The 20,595-nt window shown below is 36.0% G+C and carries 17 protein-coding genes; 5 read left to right on the top strand and 12 right to left on the bottom strand.

The features are described 5' to 3' along the window. The first annotated feature begins 188 nt into the window (after positions 1-188). Complete coding sequence (locus AC2A1G_RS11590) at positions 189-938, top strand: SDR family NAD(P)-dependent oxidoreductase (RefSeq protein ID WP_484047076.1); 750 nt, start codon at positions 189-191, stop codon at positions 936-938. 97 nt (positions 939-1,035) lie between these two features. Here the strand turns inward: AC2A1G_RS11590 and AC2A1G_RS11585 are convergent, their stop codons facing one another. The 8 genes from AC2A1G_RS11585 to AC2A1G_RS11550 form a co-directional block, all read right to left on the bottom strand. After that, positions 1,036-1,758, bottom strand: coding sequence for a LytR/AlgR family response regulator transcription factor (locus tag AC2A1G_RS11585; RefSeq protein WP_484047075.1), 723 nt, complete (start codon positions 1,756-1,758; stop codon positions 1,036-1,038). A gap of 7 nt (positions 1,759-1,765) precedes the next feature. Continuing rightward, the gene (locus AC2A1G_RS11580) at positions 1,766-2,356 is read right to left on the bottom strand and encodes a putative periplasmic lipoprotein (protein WP_484047074.1); all 591 of its coding nucleotides are present in this window, start codon (positions 2,354-2,356) and stop codon (positions 1,766-1,768) included. 9 nt (positions 2,357-2,365) lie between these two features. Beyond that, entirely contained in the window at positions 2,366-3,391 is a 1,026-nt protein-coding gene (locus AC2A1G_RS11575; RefSeq protein WP_484047073.1) for a sensor histidine kinase, read from the bottom strand. Then, entirely contained in the window at positions 3,388-3,684 is a 297-nt protein-coding gene (locus AC2A1G_RS11570) for a DUF3861 domain-containing protein (protein ID WP_484047072.1), read from the bottom strand. Before AC2A1G_RS11570 ends, AC2A1G_RS11575 begins: the two co-directional genes overlap by 4 nt. A gap of 111 nt (positions 3,685-3,795) precedes the next feature. Then, on the bottom strand, positions 3,796-5,013 hold the full coding sequence (locus AC2A1G_RS11565; RefSeq protein WP_484047071.1) for an ABC transporter permease: 1,218 nt from the start codon (positions 5,011-5,013) through the stop codon (positions 3,796-3,798). Positions 5,014-5,160: 147 nt separating this feature from the next. Beyond that, entirely contained in the window at positions 5,161-5,898 is a 738-nt protein-coding gene (locus AC2A1G_RS11560; protein ID WP_484047070.1) for an ABC transporter ATP-binding protein, read from the bottom strand. Between the two features lie 50 nt (positions 5,899-5,948). Continuing rightward, the gene (locus AC2A1G_RS11555) at positions 5,949-7,202 is read right to left on the bottom strand and encodes an efflux RND transporter periplasmic adaptor subunit (RefSeq protein ID WP_484047069.1); all 1,254 of its coding nucleotides are present in this window, start codon (positions 7,200-7,202) and stop codon (positions 5,949-5,951) included. Positions 7,203-7,219: 17 nt separating this feature from the next. Further along, entirely contained in the window at positions 7,220-8,524 is a 1,305-nt protein-coding gene (locus AC2A1G_RS11550; protein WP_484047068.1) for a TolC family protein, read from the bottom strand. A gap of 208 nt (positions 8,525-8,732) precedes the next feature. On the opposite strand from AC2A1G_RS11550, the gene AC2A1G_RS11545 reads away from it, so the two are divergent. The 3 genes from AC2A1G_RS11545 (at position 8,733) to AC2A1G_RS11535 (ending at position 12,358) form a co-directional block, all read left to right on the top strand. Next, on the top strand, positions 8,733-9,527 hold the full coding sequence (locus AC2A1G_RS11545) for a thymidylate synthase (protein WP_484047067.1): 795 nt from the start codon (positions 8,733-8,735) through the stop codon (positions 9,525-9,527). A gap of 85 nt (positions 9,528-9,612) precedes the next feature. Next, positions 9,613-9,831: a hypothetical protein gene (locus AC2A1G_RS11540; protein ID WP_484047066.1), complete on the top strand. Its 219-nt coding sequence runs from the start codon at positions 9,613-9,615 to the stop codon at positions 9,829-9,831. 13 nt (positions 9,832-9,844) lie between these two features. After that, positions 9,845-12,358 (top strand): M1 family metallopeptidase, encoded by a 2,514-nt coding sequence (locus AC2A1G_RS11535; RefSeq protein ID WP_484047065.1) that lies wholly within the window; start codon positions 9,845-9,847, stop codon positions 12,356-12,358. 98 nt (positions 12,359-12,456) lie between these two features. On the opposite strand, the gene AC2A1G_RS11530 is transcribed toward AC2A1G_RS11535, so the two are convergent. Continuing rightward, entirely contained in the window at positions 12,457-13,017 is a 561-nt protein-coding gene (locus AC2A1G_RS11530) for an N-acetylmuramidase family protein (RefSeq protein WP_484047064.1), read from the bottom strand. A 241-nt stretch (positions 13,018-13,258) separates the two neighbouring features. On the opposite strand from AC2A1G_RS11530, the gene AC2A1G_RS11525 reads away from it, so the two are divergent. Continuing rightward, positions 13,259-14,584, top strand: coding sequence for a hydroxymethylglutaryl-CoA synthase family protein (locus tag AC2A1G_RS11525; protein ID WP_484047063.1), 1,326 nt, complete (start codon positions 13,259-13,261; stop codon positions 14,582-14,584). 299 nt (positions 14,585-14,883) lie between these two features. Here AC2A1G_RS11525 and AC2A1G_RS11520 read toward each other — a convergent pair whose 3' ends face one another. The 3 genes from AC2A1G_RS11520 to AC2A1G_RS11510 all read right to left on the bottom strand — a co-directional run bounded on the left by AC2A1G_RS11520 (position 14,884) and on the right by AC2A1G_RS11510 (position 20,593). Then, the gene (locus AC2A1G_RS11520) at positions 14,884-16,740 is read right to left on the bottom strand and encodes a CocE/NonD family hydrolase (RefSeq protein ID WP_484047062.1); all 1,857 of its coding nucleotides are present in this window, start codon (positions 16,738-16,740) and stop codon (positions 14,884-14,886) included. 567 nt (positions 16,741-17,307) lie between these two features. After that, positions 17,308-20,079, bottom strand: coding sequence for an outer membrane beta-barrel protein (locus AC2A1G_RS11515; RefSeq protein ID WP_484047061.1), 2,772 nt, complete (start codon positions 20,077-20,079; stop codon positions 17,308-17,310). Positions 20,080-20,173: 94 nt separating this feature from the next. Next, positions 20,174-20,593, bottom strand: a complete 420-nt coding sequence (locus AC2A1G_RS11510; protein ID WP_484047060.1) for an SH3 domain-containing protein — start codon at positions 20,591-20,593, stop codon at positions 20,174-20,176. Between the last annotated feature and the right edge of the window lie 2 nt (positions 20,594-20,595).

The raw sequence follows: 20,595 nt of genomic DNA, 5'->3' as shown, positions 1-20,595 counted from the left end.
CTTATACAAGCAAAGCGGCTTTGTGAAACCATAAAAAGTATTATTTTTTTAAAAAAACTTCTTGATCTCCGTGTTCATTTCTATAAAAAATTTAAGAAAACTTTAATGTTTTACTTTGAATCAATGGAGTTTTATTGTCGTAAATTGTATTATCAAATTTAATTAAAATCAAATAAAATTTTATCAAAATGGGAATTTTAGAAAATAAAGTAGCATTGGTTACAGGAGCCGGTTCAGGAATCGGATTGGCAATTGCAGAGTTATACGCAAAGGAAGGAGCAAAAGTAATTGTTTCAGACATTAATGAAGAGCACGGAAATCAGGCTGTAGAAAAAATCAAGTCAAACGGCGGGGAAGCAACCTTTGTAAAAGCCGATACATCTAATGCTGAACAGGTGGAAGCTTTGGTCAATGCAACTGTCGAGGCTTACGGAAGACTTGATATTGCATGTAATAACGCAGGGATTGGTGGCGAACAGAAACTTACCGGAGAGTACGGTATCGACAGCTGGAAAAAGGTTTTGGATGTAAATCTCGATGGTGTTTTCTATGGCTGTAAATATCAGTTAACCCAAATGGAAAAAAATGGAGGTGGAGTAATCGTAAACATCGCATCGATTCACGGAACAGTTGCGGCACCGCTTTCTTCAGCGTATACCACTTCAAAACATGCTGTGGTTGGTTTAACGAAAAATATTGGTGTAGAATATGGTCAGAAAAATATCCGCTGCAATGCGGTTGGGCCGGCTTACATCGAAACACCACTTTTGGAAAGTGCAAGCGGCGACATGAAAGAAGCATTAGTGTCAAAACATCCGATGGGAAGACTCGGAAAACCTGAAGAAGTTGCCGAATTGGTACTTTTCCTAAGCTCTGAAAAATCGTCTTTCATGACCGGAGGATATTACCTGGTTGATGGCGGTTATACGGCAATATAATTACAGCTGAAAGTTAGAAGAGGGAAGCTGGAAGTTAATATCTTGATTAAAAATATAATCAGATAGTGAAAACTTCAAGCTTCCCTCTTCCGGCTTCTTAGAAACTTTTCCCATTAATAAATTCCATCAGAGAATCTTTATAGTTTGGAGCGATAGCAATTTGTTGTTGGCCGATCACGATGTGATTTCTTTCAATGACTTCAATTTTATCCAAAGCAATGATGTAAGACCTATGAATCCTCATAAAATTATGAGATGGAAGCTCTTCTTCAAGCTTTTTTAAGCTCATTAAAGTGAGAATAGGTTTTGGATTATCTTTCAGAAAAATTTTCACATAATCTTTTAATCCTTCAATAAAAAGGATTTCAGAAAAGTTGATTTTTATTTGTTTGTATTCAGATTTTACAAAGAAAAATTCCTGCTTTTTGTCTTTCTTTTCTGAGTTTGAAGAATGATTTTCAAAGTGTGTTCTCGCCTTTGTTGCCGCATTTAAAAATTCGGTGTAATCGAAAGGTTTCAGAAGATAATCCAGTGCATTTACTTTATAACCCTCAATCGCATATTGCTCAAAAGCGGTGGTGAAAATGACTTTGCTGTTTTGAGGAAGCAGTTTTGAAAATTCAAGTCCGGATAAATCCGGCATTTGGATATCGAGAAAAAATAGGTCAATATTTTTGATTTCCTCTAAAACTTTCATCGCTTCAATTGCGCTGGTACATTTTGCTTTAAGTTCCAGAAAAGGAGTTTTCAGAACGTAACTTTCAATTAAATTTAAAGCCATTGGCTCGTCGTCAGCAATGAGACAGGTGAGTTTTTTCATATTCTTATTAGTTTATCCAAGTTCCGCCACTTTCAATAATTGTCCATTTATTATTTTCTTTTTTAAGAATGAAAGCCATTCCTTGTCCAAAATAACCTTCTGAATGATAGTCATACTCAATATACGCTGTTTTGTTATCCTGTGAGAAAACAGGAATTGAAAATCTATAATATTGGAAACGTTCTCCTTTTTTCTTGTCATTTAAAATTTTAGAAGTAGAAGAATAATTGTATTTTGTTTTTAAATTTTCACTAATCTCTATACTGTCTTTGTTAATATTCTGAGATAATAGGTAAACAGAATCTTTTTTACTGAATCCATTTTTGGAACTAAAATCAAAAATCCAGCTCAGTTTTCTTTCATTAATATTTGGAGGTAAAATATCTTCAGCTTTTGGATTGGTAATTTTGAACTTCTTTAAAAATTGTACAACTTTATTATTTTGATCATTATTTTTCTGAACATTTAAACTGTCAGACTCAATAATGGTTTCAATAATTGAATCAATATCATTTTGTCTTTTATTAATATTGAATTTTGGCTGAGAACAACCTGTCAATAGAACAATCAGGAAGAAGAAGGCAAATTTCTTTTTCATCGTTTAGTTTTAATTTACTTTCAATTTCACTTCCGCAATATACATTCCGTTGTTCAGGCAAGAGTGAAATTCGTGTTTCTCGGGATATAATAATTGAAGTCTTTTTCGCAGATTTTCAACGCCAATTCCGGAACCACTTTTGTCGGCATCGGTTTTTGGAAAGTTTGAATTGGATGCTGTGAAATGAATTTCATCTTCCACAATTTCCATTTTAAAATGAATATCAGAATGTTCTGTGGCAGAAATTCCGTGTTTAAAAGCGTTTTCAACAATCGAAATAAAAAGCAACGGAGCAATTTTTAAATCAGGAATCTGCTTCGGGAAATTGGTGTAGACTTTTGTATTTTCTGTGAGTCGAAGAGACATTAAGTCGATATATTTATTTAAAAATTCAACTTCTTCAGAAAGACTGATGCTTTCAATATCAGCTTTATACAAAAGGTGTCGCATCAGTTTGCTCAGGCTGTGAATGCTCTGTTTTGCTTTGTCCGGAGCAAAATCTACCATCGAATAAATATTGTTGAGCGAATTGAAGAAGAAGTGCGGTTGAAGCTGGTATTTCAGATGTTGAAGTTCAGACTGAAGTTTGATATTGTCAGCTTCAATTTTCATTTCATTGGCTTTCTGAATTTTTTTTCCGGCATTAATGGCAATTGAAAAAGCAACGGGAATCATGTATATCAAAGTATCCATGAAATAAAATAACGCAGTTGGTGGTCTTTTTCCTCCAGGTCGTGGTTGTCTTGGCTCAATCAAGTCTGAAATCTGATGTTTAGTATAAATTAAAACTAGAATTAAAACTAAATTAATAATGAAAAACCACAGCTTTTTTTCCTCAAAAAGATATTTGATGAGCAAAATGTAATTCACATAAAACACAACTGCCATAAAAATCAGTTGCAGCCAAAAGTGGCGGAAAAGATCTTTCCAGTCTGAATCTGAACCTATGGAAAAAGCCACAGGAAGGAAAAACAAAACCAGCCAGATCAAAAAATGAAGGCTGATTTCTAATTTTTTATTTTTAACGCTGATCATTTTACAGATTCTTTCAGTTTTTTCATAAAACCTCCGAAAGCAGGCTTCAGCTCTTCAAACAGAGGATGTTCACGGTGACGCAACATTACTTCTGAGAAAAGTTTTAATCCTAATGAAAATTCAATCGCATCATTTTCGTTTCCAAAAAGATTTTTTTCTTTCTGAATCTCAATGATTTTAAAGAGATCATCATGATTTGTAAATGCAAGATTAATTGTTTTGAGTTCTTCAGAGGATGCTTTCAAAGCGATTTCCTCAAGCTGAATTTTATAGATGTTGTTTTTCTTTTCCATGATTTAAAATTTAAATTTCTTCAAACCTTCACAAAACTTTTCACGATGAAATTTTTCAAGAAGTGAATTTATGATTTTTTCAAGCATTCCCGATTGTTTTTGATGAAGTTTTTATTCATATCTCAAAGCATTGATAGGGTCAGACTGAGCTGCTTTTCTCGCTGGATACCAACCGAAAAATACACCTGTAACTGTACAGACTGCAAAAGAAATGATGATAGAAATCGCTGTTACATTTACCGGCCATCCCGCAAAATACTGAATGCAAAAAGTAGCAATCAAACCAATTAAAACACCCAAAACTCCTCCTGTAATTGATATTAAAACAGATTCTATCAGAAACTGCATCAGAATATCTTTATCTTTTGCGCCAATTGCCATTCTGAGACCGATTTCTTTGGTTCGCTCTTTTACCGAAACATACATGATATTCATAATTCCGATTCCGCCAACGATTAATGAAATACTTGCGATAGCAACTAATAAAATCGTCAGCATTTCACTTGTTGAGCTGAACATGGAGATGATTTCCTGTTGTGATGAAACATTAAAATCATTTTCCTGATTATCCTGAATCTGATGTTGCTTTTCAAGCACTGTTTTTATTTCATTTACAGCAGCTTCAGAATTTTCTTCGCTTAAAGATGAGGCAACAATCGACTGAAGATAAGTTTTAGCCAAAATTCTCTTCTGAACCGCTGTGTAAGGTGCGATAATAATATCATCCTGATCCTGCCCGAAAGTATTTTCACCTTTTTCCTTTAAAACTCCAATCACTTTAAACGGAATATTTTTAAAACGGATCATTTTTCCGATTGGATCTTCATTGGGAAAAAGATTTTCCTGAACGGTTTTTCCGATTACGGCTACTTTTCCGAAAGATTCCACGTCATCGTCAGTAAACATGGAGCCTTTTTCAACAGCCCAATCACGGATTTTCAGATATTCCGGTGATGAGCCGTAGATGGAAGTCGGCCAGTTTTTGGAGCCGGCAATACTTTGTCCACTCCCGTTTACCAAGGGCGAAATGTCTTTTATTAAAGTAACATCTTTTTTTAAAGCTTTATAATCTGCTAAAGTTAACGTCTGCATCGCAGAAGGATCAGAACGCACACCGCCCATCATTCCTGCTCCGGGACGAATCGTGATAAGATTGGCTCCCATACTCGAAATATTCTGCTTGATGCTTTCTTTCGAGCCTTCACCAATCGCCAACATCGCAATCACGGAAGCAACCCCGATGATAATTCCGAGCATCGTTAACATGGCTCTGGTTTTATTCAGAATAATTGCTTTCCAGGCTATTTTTAATAAGTTTGAGAAATTCATAACTTTCTTTTTTGTTTAAAAAACTTTTACAGATCTGCCTTCTTTCAAAATCACCAAACTAAAATCTATTTACACTCTTCTGCATATAGATCTGTAAAAGTTGCTGCATTTAATCCTCTTCATGGGTTAATTAATATGAACTATTATTTATTCGGATTTTGGAAGTTTTTGAAGCTCGTTTTTCGCAATGAGTCTGTCTGTAATCATTTTATCTTCTTTAATAATTCCGTCTCGCAGAATTACAGTTCGCTTGCTGAATTTCGCAATATCTTCTTCATGGGTTACAAAGCCGATGGTAATTCCTTCGTCATTCAGTTCCTGAAAAAGATTCATCACTTCGTAGGAAGTTCTTGTATCAAGATTTCCTGTGGCTTCATCGGCAAGTAAAATCACGGGATGATTTACCAATGCTCTTGCAATCGCAACTCTCTGTTGCTGACCTCCCGAAAGCTGGCTCGGAACGTGTCCCATTCTGCTTTCCAAACCTACCTGCTGTAATGCTTTTACAGCTCTTTCTCTTCTTTCTTCAGACGAAATTTTGGAGTTGTAAAGCAGAGGAAGTTCTACATTTTCTAAAGCACTCGTTCTCGCCAATAGATTATAAGACTGAAATATAAATCCTATTTTGGTATTTCTAATTTCTGCGAGTTGGTTTTTATTTAAATCTTTCACCAAAACTCCATCAAGCTCATACGTTCCCGAACTTGGCTGATCTAAACATCCCAAAGTATTCAGAAATGTAGATTTACCCGATCCGCTGGTTCCCATGATGGTCACAAATTCTCCTTCATTGATGGTGAGATTGATCCCTTTTAAAGCATGAACAGTCTCATCTCCCATTCGGAACTCTCGTTTCAGATTTTCTATTTTTATAATTGGGTTCATTGGGTTGGATTTAAAAATTTAAAATTCAATATTTAAAGTCTGGACTGAATTTAATTTCCCGGAGGAGCTTGTTTTGACGAAGACTTTGCATTGTTTTGGCTCGGCCTTTTCGGCATAAAAGGACTGCTTCCGGATTCAGATTTTGCTGCAGCTTGGGTTTGCTCATCAAGTGAAGTCACAATTTGCTCACTTCCGTTTAATCCACTTTTTAATTCTATATTGATTCCGTCATTAATTCCGATAACGATTGATTTTTGTGAAAGGCTTCCGTCGTTATTTTTAATCCAAATCCACTTTTCTTTGCCTTTTCCCGTTTTTGTTTCAGGAATTTTTGCATTGATTTTATTTTTCTCATAATATTTCTGAAGCATTTCAGAATCCGGACTGAAACTTATTGCCGCCGCCGGAATTGTGTTTGTTCCTTTCAGTTCCTGTGTGAAAATCGTTATCGTTGCAGTTAAACCTGGTTTCAATTTCTGTTCAGAATTATCGGCATTTATTAAAACAGTGTACGTTACGACGTTGGAAGATGTTTTTGGGCTCAAACGGATTTCTCTTACTGTTCCTTTAAATTCTGTGTCTGGATACGCATCAACCGTAAAAGTTACCCGTTGATTTATCTGCACATTTCCGATATCTGCTTCATCCACATTGGCCTGAACCTGCATTTTGGTAATGTCTTTCGCAATCGTAAAAAGGGTAGGAGTCGTCATACTTGCAGCAACAGTTTGCCCTTCCTGTACTTCTTTGCTTAAGATAATTCCATCAATCGGAGCGTAAATATTGGCATAACTTAAATTGGTTTTTGCCTGAGCCAGAACCGTTCTTTTCTGGTTGACAGATTGCTGGGCACTTTTTACCTGATAAGAAGCCGTCTCATTGTCTGCTCTGCTGATAACGCCCGCTCTGAACATATTGTTCTGACGGTTAAAATTCTGCTGCTGATAATTAAGTTCATTCAAAGCCGAATTGTACTGTGCCAAAGCATCATTCACAGATTCCTGAAGATTGGTTTTATCGATTTCGGCTAAAAGTTGACCTTTTTTTACGGGAGAATTGTAATCCACATAAATATTTTCAATTAAACCTGAAACCTGCGTTCCGACTTGTACTGTATCGACAGGTTCCACCGTTCCCGTTGCAGTAACAGAAGTTGTAACATCATTTTTACTGATTTTTACAGTCTTTAAAGTGATTTCTGCTTCTTTACTTTTTGTAAAATACTGGTAAGCAAAAACAATCACAATGGCTGAAACTAAAAATATTGCAGCGTTTTTGAAGGTCTTTTTATATTTCGGATTCATGATCTTGATATTTTGTGTTAGTTGGTCGTTAATATTTTTCCCTGATAAAAATTCAGAAGCTGAGTGTACAAAACAGCCATGTATTTTGTCTGCAGATAAGTTTGCTCGTTGGTGAGATACGTATTTCTGCTTACGGAAAGATCTGTCGCTGTTAAACCTCCAAATTCAAATTTCTTGTTGGATAAATCGTAAGACAGTTTGGCATTGTCTCTTGCTACTTTTGAAGATTTTTGCTGTGCAAGATTGGCAACTGCATTTTGCCACGCTGTCTCTATGCTTGCATACAACGTTTTTCCTGCGCTTATTTTATCTAAATTATTCTGCTCAATATCAATTTTAGCCAATGCTACATTTGTATTATTCTGCTTTTTAGAAAAAATCGGAATGTTAAGCGAAAGCCCAACCGATTTATTAAAGTTATTTTTTATTTGCCCAAAATAATCTACATCTCTCGTGTTCGAATACCCTGTATTTAAGCCCGCTGTAGCAGAAAGCGTCGGTTTGTAACCTGCTTTTGTGATTTCTAAAGCTTTGTTTAAAATCTCATTCTGCGCATCATATATTTTCAAATCCGGAAGATTTTCAGCAGCTTCAGCAAATACTTCCTGCTTATTGGGAAGATTTTCAGAAACATCAGGGAGCGAGGTTTTTTCAATTTCAAATTCTTCGGAAGGATCCAATTCTAGCAATTGTTTTAGTTTTAAAACCTGCTGATTGTACAGGTTTTCACTGTTGACAACCGTGTACAGATTTTGTGCGTTCTGAGTCTCTACATCTGCAAGTTCGAGCTGGGAAATCGCTCCGTTTTTGAATTTCGTCTGAGTCAGTTTCAGTTCCTGAGCAGAAGAATTAGCGGTGTATTTTGCAATTTTAATACCTTCATTATAATACAGCGACTGTAAATAAGCTTCCAAAACACTCAGAACAATGTTGTTTTCTGCCTGTTTTTGATAAAGAGAAGACTGGTCTAAAATCATTTTATTTTGTTCGATCTGCAGATTCAGTTTATTTCCCTGATACAGAGTCATATTTCCGCTTAATCCAAAACTGTTTGAAAGAATATTCTGGTTCACGAAATTACTCGTAATCGGGTCAATGCTCGATCCGTTGGTCAATCCCAAAGATGATGAACCATAGATTGTGGGCAACTTATTGTTTTTCTGTTGCTGATAATTCAGTTGTGCAGTGGTTTTGTCTAAAACCGTCTTTTTTACGGTGATATTATTTTGTACCGCATAATCCAGACAATCCTGCAGCGACCATACTTTCTGAGCCGGAGCAAAAATTCCGATGAATAGTGCTATGGCGATGTATTTTTTCATTGTCTTTCTGATTTTACAGTGACAAAGTTGTAGCATATTCAAAAGGAAATCAAATCTAATAGACGAACTCAGCGATTTTATCGAAGTATTGTTTTTTTCTATCGCTCCACATTTTAATTTTTAAGACTGAAAATGATATTTCTTACCTTAAAAAGTCTTTATTTTGCATAAATATTCAGACACATTTTCACTATATAAATTGCTCAAAATGCAAAACTACCTCGATTTACTTCAGCATATTTTAGACAACGGAACCGATAAAACCGACAGAACGGGAACGGGAACACGAAGTGTTTTCGGATACCAGCTGCGTTATGATTTGTCTAAAGGATTTCCCTTGGTTACAACGAAAAAGGTTCATTTAAAATCTATTATTTATGAATTGCTTTGGTTTCTGAAAGGTGATACCAACATTAAATATCTTACTGACAACGGAGTTACCATCTGGAACGAGTGGGCTGATGAAAACGGAGATTTAGGACCTGTCTACGGTGCGCAGTGGAGAAGCTGGAACGGTGCAGACGGAAAAGTAGTCGATCAGTTTGCTGATGTAATCGATCAGATCAAAAAAAATCCCGATTCCAGAAGATTAATTGTTTCTGCGTGGAATGCTGCTGAAATCCCAAATATGGCGCTGGCTCCCTGTCACGCTTTGTTTCAGTTTTATGTAGCTGATGGCAAATTGTCTTTACAGTTGTACCAAAGAAGCGCAGATGTTTTTCTTGGAGTTCCATTTAACATTGCAAGTTATGCTTTGCTTTTGATGATGGTAGCGCAGGTTTGTGAGTTAGAAGTTGGGGATTATGTGCATACTTTTGGCGATGTTCACATTTACAATAATCATTTTGAGCAGGTAAACAGACAGCTTTCCAGAGAGACAAGATCTCTTCCGACAATGAAATTGAATCCTGAAATTAAAGATATTTTCAATTTTAATTTTGAAGATTTTACTTTAGAAAATTATGATCCGCATCCGGGGATTAAAGCGCCGGTGGCAATATAAATTAAATTTTGAAAGAATATAAAAGTGGAGCCTGAAAACTTCACTTTTTTTGTAACTATACATAGAATTAAACTACTCATTTATCATGAAGTCAATTAAAATCACTTTGGAAGAAAATGCTGATGCAGAATACATGAAACTGTTGCTCTTACAGATAAAAGGAATTTCATCCGTTGAAATCATTGACGAAGAAAATCCCGAAAGCGAACTGAAAAAAGCTTTCGAAAAAACAAAAGAGCAGTTCAAAAAAGGAGATTACGAAACATTGGTGAACGATATTTTTACCATTTTAACAAAGAAATAATTTTAGATATATAATGAAAAAAGCCATTTTATCAGTCGCTCTTTTAGGAGGGATTTTATTCTCGGCAAATGCGTTTGCACAAACCGAAACATCAGGAAGAGAAAAGGTTTACAGAGCAACTTATACCAAAGTTACAGAACTTAAACACACCAAACTCAAAGTCAATTTCGACTACCAGAAAGAGCAGATGAATGGTGAAGAATGGCTTACAGCTTCGCCTTATTTTTACCCTACAAACGAGTTGACACTTGACGCAAAAGCAATGCTGATTCATGAGGTTGCTTTAGACCAAAACGGCAAAAAATCTCCGTTAAAATTTGATTATAAAAATGATGTTCTTAAAATCACTTTAGATAAAACGTATCAGAAAAATCAGGATTATACAGTTTACGTAAAATATACCTCCCGTCCGAACGAAGTGAAGCAGGAGGGAAGTGCCGCAATCAGCGATGCGAAAGGTCTTTACTTCATCAACGCACAGGGAAAAGATGCCGATAAACCAACACAAATCTGGACTCAGGGTGAAACCGAATCTTCATCTGCATGGTTCCCGACCATCGATAAATCGAATCAAAAAACAACTCAGGAAATTTACATGACCGTTCCTGATAAATATGTAACCCTTTCAAACGGAATTATGAAAGGTTCTGAAAAAGCAGGAAATGGCTTGAGAACCGATCATTGGGTGATGGATAAACCGCATTCTACCTATCTTTTCTTCATGGGAGTTGGTGAATATGCGATTGTAAAAGACAAATGGAAAAATATTCCGGTTGATTATTATATTGAAAAAGAATACGAACCGTATGCAAAACAGATTTACGGAAATACCCCTGAAATGATGGAGTTTTTCTCTAAAAAATTAGGCTACGATTATCCTTGGGCAAAATATGCACAGATTTCTGGAAGAGATTATGTAAGCGGTGCGATGGAAAATACCACAGCAACACTTCACGGAAGTGCAGTTCTGCAAAAACCGGGACAGTTAATCGACGAAAATTCCTGGGAAGATACCATTGCTCACGAGCTTTTTCATCACTGGTTTGGAGATTTGGTAACGGCTGAAAGCTGGAGTAATCTTACTGTAAATGAGTCTTTTGCAAACTATTCAGAATACCTTTGGAATGAATATAAATACGGAAAAGATCAGGCAGATTACCATCAGATGACCGATGTGAATATGTACATTCACAATCCTACAGATTTCAAAAAGGATTTGGTAAGATTTGATTATGCTTCAAGAGAAGATGTTTTCGATTTGGTAACGTATCAGAAAGGTGGCGGAATTCTTCACATGCTGAGAAATTACCTTGACGATGATGCTTTCTTTGCAGGGATTACAGATTATTTAAAAACATACGAATACAAAAATGCTGAAGCACATCAGTTAAGATTATCTTTCGAAAAAGTTTCAGGAAGAGACTTAAACTGGTTTTTCAACCAATGGTATTTTGGAAGCGGTCATCCGAAAATTTCTTACACAATGTCTTATGAGCCTGTGAAAAAACAGGTTTCTGTGACCATTACACAGACTCAGGAGCAACCTTTTGAATTTCCTTTAACCATCGATGTATATGATAATGGAAAACCAAAAAGACAGCAGGTTTGGGTAAATGCAACGGCAAAAAACACCTTTAATTTTGATGCTTCTAAAAATCCAGATTTGGTAAATATTAATGCAGACGGAATTTTAGTTGCCGATGTTACAGACAAGAAAACGCCCGAGCAGAATTTATTACAGTTTACAGGTTCAAAAGAATTCAAAAGCAGATATTTAGCCTTAAACGGAATCAAAGATGAGGTTGGGAAAAATGCGGCAGCGACAAAATTGTTGGCGGCGGCAATCAAAGATCCGTATTTCAGAGTGAGAATGAAAGCTTTGGAAATGATGGATCTTACCAATCCTGAACAGATGAAAGCAATGGGTTCTGAAGTTGAAAAACTGGCTTCAAATGATCCTAAAACATTGGTTCAGGCTGCAGCAATCGGAGCTTTAGCAAAAACAAAAGACAAAAAATATTTACCGATTTTCGAAAAAGGAGTGAGTGCAGTTTCTAATGCTGTAAAAGCAAACTCTATAGGTGCAGTTTTAGCAATTGATCCTTCAAAAGCGGCTTCTTATGCAGAAAAAATTGATTTGGACGGTGCTTCAGAAGAAATGCTTGCTCAGATGCTTCCGGTAATCGTGAAAAATAAAGTGACTTCTCAGGCTCAGCATTTGGCTCCGCTTGTGGCGTTTTATCCTTTCATAAAATTCCAGAATCCTGAGTTGGGGAAAAATGCGGAAGAAGCCTATAACTGGATTATGAGTTCTGATAATCTGAAAGCTACTGAAAGCATTACCAAAATTTTAGGCCAGGCAAAAGGTCAGATGGGAGAAAATCCTCAGGTAAAAATGATGGTTTCTCAAATGCTGAAAGACGGTCTCAACAAAAAAATGGAAGTTTTAAAGCAAAATCCTCAAAATGCTGTAAGTATCAACAAACAGATTGATGCCATCAACAAAGCGATTGAAGATTTTAAATAATACATTATTCATTTTGTCAATTTGATTACTTTGACAAAGTTTTCAGATAAATTTAAAAAGCCTGCAATATTAATTTTGCAGGCTTTTGTTTTGATAATTTAGCCTTTGTACTTCTTGTAAGCGGCGGCTAATTTTGTGTCGTACTTGTTTTTTTTGTAATCGGGTCCGTTGTATTTTCTGGCAAATTCTGCCCAGTTTTTACTTCTCAGTTCATCATCCAGAAAAGTATTTTTAACGTATTCCACAAAAGCTTCCAGATGTTCAGCTTCAGAAGAATACATCGCTGTGACAAATTGTTGAAGACTGTTAAATCCCGCCAAAGTAAAATTGAATCCCATAATCTGAAATTTTCCCCAAGAAGCAGACATTAAAGCTGCATTTCTGTCTAAAGCTACCGCAGATTGCAGTCTTTTGTGCTGTTGGGCAACTGCTCCGTAACCTCCCGGCGTACGGTTTGAGATAGTGGGATTAGAGTGATCAAAAATTCCTTTGGTCAGCTTTGAAAAAATGTGTCTTTCAAATAAAATAATCGGCTCGTCAGTTGGTAAAAAACCATCTTGCTTAGATTCAACTTCGGCAACCGCTTTTATCACTGCAACCTCGCAGTTCAGGGTTTTTGCCGCGTTTTTAAAGTCCTGTTCCTGTAATTTTGTTTTCATAAGTTTTTAATTTTTAAATGGTTGGTTAATTTTTACATAAAATTACAATTATTTATTAATAAAAATAACAGTGTATTTTATATTGTTGTTTCGAGTATATCCAAAACCTGAAATTGAGTCTGGATAGACGTTTCAAATAAGTAGAGTTGTGATTAAATTTTAATAATCTTACAAAAATCAGTATCATTTACAACTCATTTTTGCATTATCTTTCATAAATTAGTTTAAAATTTAAAAAATTATGAGTTTTGGAATTGAGGCGGCGAGCTATTATGTGCCTTCTTTGTATTTGGAAATTAAAGATTTAGCTGAGAAAAGAGGCATAGAACCAGCAAAATTGGAGAAAGGTTTAGGACTTCATAAAATGGGTTTTCCCGACGTACACGAAGATGCAGCAACCTTTGCAGCAGAAGCATTACTGAAATTAATCAGAGATTATAATATCAATCCTAAAGAAATTTCAAGAATTTATCTTGGTACAGAAAGTGCACTTGATGCTGCTAAGCCTACAGCAACTTATGCAATGCAGATGGTTGAAAAAGTTTTAGCAAATGATTTCGGAGACAGATGTTTTAAGAACTGTGACGTTGTGGATATGACTTTCGCCTGCATCGGAGCGGTGGATGCACTTCACAATTCGCTCGACTTTGTTCGTGTAAACCCTGATAAAAAAGCCATCGTCATTGCGAGTGATTATGCTAAATATGAATTAGCTTCTTCCGGCGAATATACGCAAGGTGGCGGTGCAGTTGCAGTTTTAGTTTCTGCTCAACCGAATTTGATTGAAATCGATAATAATTGGGGAGTGGCTACAGAATCGGTATTTGATTTCTTTAAACCAAGAAGAGATTTTAGCAAAGAAAATCTGACCAATGCCCCGGAAAGTTTCCCTGATAAAATTGAAATATTTACTGATGAACCTGTTTTCGACGGACAATATTCAAACCAGTGTTATCAGGACAGAATCAGAGAAGCTTACAGTCATTATAAAGAAATTACCGGAACTGAAAAACCCTATGAAAACTGGAAATATTTGATTTTCCATCTTCCGTATGCGTTTCATGGCAAAAGAGTTTTTACTGAAATTTACAGCTTAGAAAACGGACTTTCATACAGCAATCCAGAAGAACAAAAAGCGGTAGCAAAATCTGAAGATTACATCCAATTTATCAAGGTAAAAATTGAAAAATCTCAGCGAGCTTCTTCAGAAATCGGAAATATGTACACTGCTTCTATTTTCATGGCTTTGCTTTCAGTTTTGCAGACTTCTTTTAATAAAAATGAAGATTTGAGCGGACAGGAAATTGGTTTTCTCGGTTACGGAAGTGGTTCTAAATCGAAAGTATTTGCAGGAAAAGTTTCTCCAAACTGGAAAACCGTAGCCGAAAAATGGAATCTTTTTGAAGGCTTAAAAAACAGAACAGCCATCAATTTCGAAACTTATGAAAAACTTCACAGAAAACAGTTAAACAGTTCAGTAAATCCCGATTACAAAGGTTTCGGACTTCAATCTGTAGAAAAAGATAATCCTGTTTTGATAGGAGCGAGATATTATGATTTTCAGTAATTAAATAGAAATAAAATTTCGGAGATGAGAAATTCCCCTCCCTTGGAGGGGTGGCGAAAATTCAAAGAATTTTTGACGGGGTGGTTTTTGAAGGTTGTTTTAAATTTAAAGATGCCACTCGGAAACCACCCCGTCTTAATTTTTTGTCAAAAATTAATCCACCCCTCCAGAGGAGGGGAATTTATGACGATTTATTATATATCGACACTTTATCTTAACATAACAAAGGCTGTTCAAAATTCTTGAACAGCCTTTGTTTTTTTTGTTTCTTTTACATCAAGGCAAAAGAAAAAATATAATTATTTCAACACCTGAACTTCAATCGCAGAGTCTTCAAAAACCTTAATAAACGCTTTTGTATAATCCTCTTTTGTCGCAAAATTAGGATTCTCTATAAATTTTTGTGGATTTACCGCAAACAACGGAAACCATGTCGAAGAAATCTGGATCTGAATTTTATGTCCTTTTTTGAAAGTATGAATGACATCCTGTAATTTAAAATTGACTGCCGTTTTTTGATTTGCAGTTAATGCTTCAGCTATCTCTCTTGAATTTCTGAATCTCGCAGGCATAATTTCACTTCTTACCATCTGATGATAATTTCCATAAATCACGCCTTCTTTTTTCTCCGCAGGTTTGAAATCTTCAGGATAAACATCAATTAGTTTTACAGCAAAATCGGCATCGGTAGAAGAAGAAGCAATATTTAATTTAGCCAAAATCTCTCCCGCAAAAGTCAGGTCTTCTGTTAAAACATCGGTGGTGAAAGTCAAAATATCAGGTCTTCCGACTGCGAATCTTTGGTCTTCTGACATGTAATTTCTCGGAGTAAAACCATTGAAATCTTTTAAATTATCCGAACTCAAAACAGGATTGTTCGGATCGCTGTAATATTCAGAAAAACTTTGTCCTGAGGTGTTTTTCAAAGTTTTATCAGCTAAATAAAAGTTGATTTTCTGTGTGTTTTTTGGCGGGTATTCTGCAAATTCTCTCCATTCTTTTGCACCTGTGTCATACATCACGGCTTCGGGTAAACCTGCATCTTTTTTGGTGTCGCCTTTCAGATAATGACTGAAAAATTTTGTTTCTAAATTTTTCTGATAATACGTCGCAATGCTGTCTCCAAAGTAGATTTGGTTATGGAAATGTTTCCCTTCTTCTCTTCCCCAACCGCCGTGAGAAAATGGCCCCATCACAATCGTATTCTTAGCTTTCGGACTTGTTTTTTCTATTGTTTTATAAATATTCAAAGGGCCTGAAAGATCTTCTGCATCAAACCAACCGCCAACAGTCATCACCGCATGATTTACGTTTTTAAGATGGGGTAGAAGACTTCTTTTCTGCCAGAATTCATCGTAATTGGTGTGCTCCATAATTTCGGTCATAAAGAAATTGTTTTTGTAATATTTCTCGTAACCATCTTTTAAAGTTCCCATGTCTCTGTAGAATTTCAAACCATCTTCTGAAGTCGCTTTAATCATAGAATCGGTGTACCAGGCTTTGTTTTCAGGCTTAGTTTTCTGAACGCCAAATACAGGGAACGTTTTGAAATATCCGAGCATAAATCTCCCGTTGTGAAGAAAATCATCGTTCCAGAAATCTGAAATTGGGGCTTGTGGAGAAGATGCCACCAAAGCCGGATGTTGCGCCAAAAGGCCTACAGCAGTATAAAAACCGGGATAGGAAGTTCCAAACTGACCTACTTTGCCGTTGTTGAATTTGATGTTTTTTACGAGATAATCTATCGTGTCGTAAGTATCGGTGCTTTCATCGACATCTTTTTTGGTTTTATGGTCTACCTGCGGCGTCATGTTGGTAAAAGTTCCCTCGCTCATGTATCTCCCACGAACGTCCTGATAGACGAAAATATATTTGTCATTCATCAGATATTTGTTGGGTCCGAGACTTCTTCGGTAATCATTTTCGCCGTAGGGAGCGACAGAGTAGCAGGTACGCTGCATCAGGAAAGGATATTTTTTAGCTTTTGAAATATCTTTCGGGATGTAAACAGAAGTGAAAAGTTTGGTACCGTCCCTCATTGGAATGTAAAATTCCTGCTTGGTAAAATTCTCTTTCACAAAACTGTCTGTCTGCTGAGTCTGCGCATTCCCAAGAATAAAAAGCAAAGTCAGAAAAAATGAATATCGGATGTTCATAGTTGAAATTTGATGCTAATTTAATGATTAAAAAGTTTTTGGAATGAAGTTTTAGGAAAAGAAAAAGGCCGGAGTTTCTTCTGGTCTTTTGTGGTTTTAAGTAGAATTAAACTTGGTAGAACCTTGAAAAGGTTTATATTCAGTATGAAATAACTTTGACAAGGTTTGTTCACAACATCTTTCTTTAAAACAATATTGTTTTTACAAACAGTCATTATCGCTGGCGCAAGCGTCCTGCTTGTGTAGTGGGTACGAGCGAGATGCTCATACCAGCGAGGTGCGGGCTTTCACTCGCTCACATTGTTGAACCACTTCGTGGTTCTAATTTATTGTTGTAAACTGTCCATGGGTTTCACCCACGGCTATTGTAGTTCAACCACTTCTTGGTTGCCAAAAAGCTTTTTGAAAAATGGAAATTCAATAGGGTCGGGCTTTAGCCCGACTACTTAATTCGTAGTAAGAATTGGCTTTAGCCAAAACATAATTTTCGTTACTTTGTTCGCAATGATACAAAAAAAATACCCGTAGAAAAAATCTCCGGGTATTTCGTTTATAGAGGTGTGTTTTTTACTTTTCCTGCATCTTTTTTCCTGCAAATTTGTTGAGTTTCATGGTAAGTGAAAACATCACATAACGCTTTAGAATCAAATCTTCACGGTCTTCGAAGAAGGCGTTGCTGATGGTTCTTCTTACACTTTGGTTCTGGTTCAGTACGTCATATACTTTCACTTTTGCCGTAAGCTGTTTGTTGAAGAAAGAATATCCGATACTTGTATTCCAGAAATAGAAATCACGTTTGAAACCAGGAGCGATGTTGGAGGTGGTGTTATATTCAAAATCGTTTCCGATCACCAATTTGCTTTTGAAAATGTAGTTGGTTAACTCCATTTTAAGGATTTGATTGCTGGTTTTTACTTCATCGATGCTGTAGTTTTCGTAGTTGCTGAAATTGTAGCTGACCGTATATGAAGGTTTTATTGTGATTTTATCTTTAATTTCGTACGCTATATTAAATCCTGGATTGATGCTGTAGACATTGCTGGTAAACTGCTGAGTATTGATAAAACCTCTGTTGTAAGAATAATTGGCATTCAATCTTGGGTTTAAATTCAGTTTGTTGTCTTTCCATTTGAAAGTTTTGGTAAATCCGCCTCCGAAATTGATTCTTTTATTCCCACTGATATTGGCATAAGTGATAAACTGCTTTCCGGATTCATCGAAATATGCATAATTTATCACATCATTTTCTCTGTAATTAAAATCAAGATTCATGTAATAACTTATGTTTTTCAACATATTAAAATTATTGAAATAGATGTAGGTATTACTGTTCCAGGTATTTTTCAAACCAGCATTTCCTATGGTAGAAATCAACGGATTGATGCGGTCTTCAAAAGGTGTAAATTTTTCTGCTGTAGGTATTTCGTAACCTGCGAAACTGTAGAAACTCAATCTTTTGCTTTCAGAAAAACTATAGTTTGCATTCATATTAAATTTCGGAAGCACAAAATCTTTCTGCAATTGAAAATTCTGCCCCTGAAAAGATGAATTTACATCCATTTTTGAGATTCCAAGTTCTGCAGAAGCCCAGAAGTTTAGTTTCTTTTTATTGATTTCCATACTGATTTCAGGAGAAACCGTGTTGATATCCTGATTCATTGCGTAGGAAAGATCTGTATTAAGATTTGAATAATCATTATTTAAAGCATCAAAATCATTCACATTTCTTTTATTGTTGAATGAGGTTTTGGTATAATTCAAATCTACACTTACAGACATCGAGTCTGAAATAGGTTCAGAATATCCTGTTCTGAAATCGTATCTGTTGGTTTGGTTTTTTGTTTTTGAAAGCTGATTTCTGATATCATTCGGATCTGGCGAGTTGTAGAAAATCGTTTGAGAATTATTCAGATTGTTATTTTTGTTTTCAGAGATATTTGAACTCATATTGGCATACGCAACTCTTCCTTTCTTTTTAAATTTTTTAGAGTAGTAGATATTGGGTGAGAAGCTGTTGTTTTCAGACTCTGTGCTGGTGTAGCTGTTGCTTTCGTTCAGAAGAATGTCATTTCCAAGTGTGGATGATTTTAAGTTGTTGAAAGATTTAGTTTCGAATCTGCTGAAGTTGGGCGAAAAATAAACCGTGGTAAGAGAATCGAGTTTAATTCTTGCCGTAAGATCTACGCCATATTGTTTGGTTTCGTTTTCTCCGTTGCTTTCGGAGTTTGTTTTTAAGGTAGAATTGGGAAGCAGTGTAGTTCTGGAAACTTTTGATCTTGTCTCCAGATTATTATCGGTGTGCATCAGGCTTAAACTTTCAAGATCGAGATCTTTATTAAATTTATCGCTGTAATTTACAGCAACTGTTGTAGATCTGGTAATACCTCTGTTGGTGTTTCCTCCCATCGAATAACTTGTCATACCTCCACTGCTGAAAACGGTTCCGCCCTGCATAAGCCATGCATTTCTGCCGTGTCCCATACTGTCGAAAACTTCGTCATTAGAAAATCCCTGCGAATTGATGTTGTTGGACGATGCGAGTAAACTGATCTTGGTGTCGTTTTTAAAATAACTGATTAAAGCGCTGCCTTCATACCGTTTGTCGGATCCGTATCCTGCGGTAATTCTTGAGATTAAACCTTTATTTTTCTTTTCATCAATGGTAAAATTGATGGTAGCATTGTTTGATTTTGCAGCTTTTCCATTGAGCTCTTCTTCTTTAGTTTTGGTTGTGGTAAACTGAATGCTTTTGATAAGATCGGCAGGTAAATTCTGAAGTGCTACTTTTCCGTCTTTGTCGAAGAAAGGTTTTCCGTTGATGAGAATCTGGTCAGCTTCTTTTCCGTTGACGGTTATTTTTCCTTCGTTGCTTATTTCCACTCCGGGAATATTTTTCAGAAGTTCCTCAATTTTACTGTCGGGTCTTACTTTGATGGATGACGCATTAAATTCAATCGTGTCTGTTTTAATTTTAACAGGAGAAGCAGTGATTTTTACTTCTGCAATATCATTTATTTTGCTGTCTTCAAGCTGTATTTCTCCGATGTTTTGAGAGCTTTCAATCTTCTCAAATATTTTTGAATATTCGTTGTGTTTGTCTGCTTCAATTTTAAGCAAACTTCTCTCATTGAGCTGATCAAGTTTTAGAGAGAATTTGCCTTCATTATTGGTAGAAGTGTAATTGATAATTGCTGAATCTTTAGCTTTTAAAAGATAAACGGTAGCATTGGTAATAGGTTTTTGTTCACTGGTTTTTACTTTTCCGTCTAAGCTGATTTTCTGTGCATTTGCCGCAAAAAATAAACTTAAAAAGAAAAATAGGGATAAGACTTTCCTCATGTTTCAGTAATAGTTATTTTATGGGGCAAAAATAGAAAAACATCCCAGCAATGGGATGTTCCTATGTGTTAATATTTCTATAAATATTGAACTGTTACGCTTTCAGATATCTTGCGTAAGCGTATCCTTCAACGCCTTCGGAAGTTTTTACTTTCCACCAGTCGTCAGAAGTCTGCTCTACAAGTGTTACAGAAGATCCTTTTGCAGCTTTACCTACAACGGCAGCTTCGGTAGAAGGGTCTTGTCTGATATTAAGATTTGATTCTTCAGTTGCAACGCTTAATGCAGCTCCGGCAGCCAAACCTGTAACCTGTACATCGATATTAATGTCTGATGCAGAGTATGAAGCATCAATTGCTCCTAAAGCATTCCAAACTGTATCTTTAGCAGCTGTGTTGGCTGCGTCTCCAGACACATAGAGGATTCCGTCCTGCTCCTGTACTTTTAAATTTGAGATTCCCGCAGACTGTGCTGCAGATACTACTCCAGAATATTTTTCTTCTAATGTGCTCATTT

It is taken from the genome of Chryseobacterium sp. HNCC26DJ240 (assembly GCF_057180485.1).
Note: the sequence above shows the minus strand (reverse complement) of the source record. Positions and strands in the feature narration are given on the sequence as shown.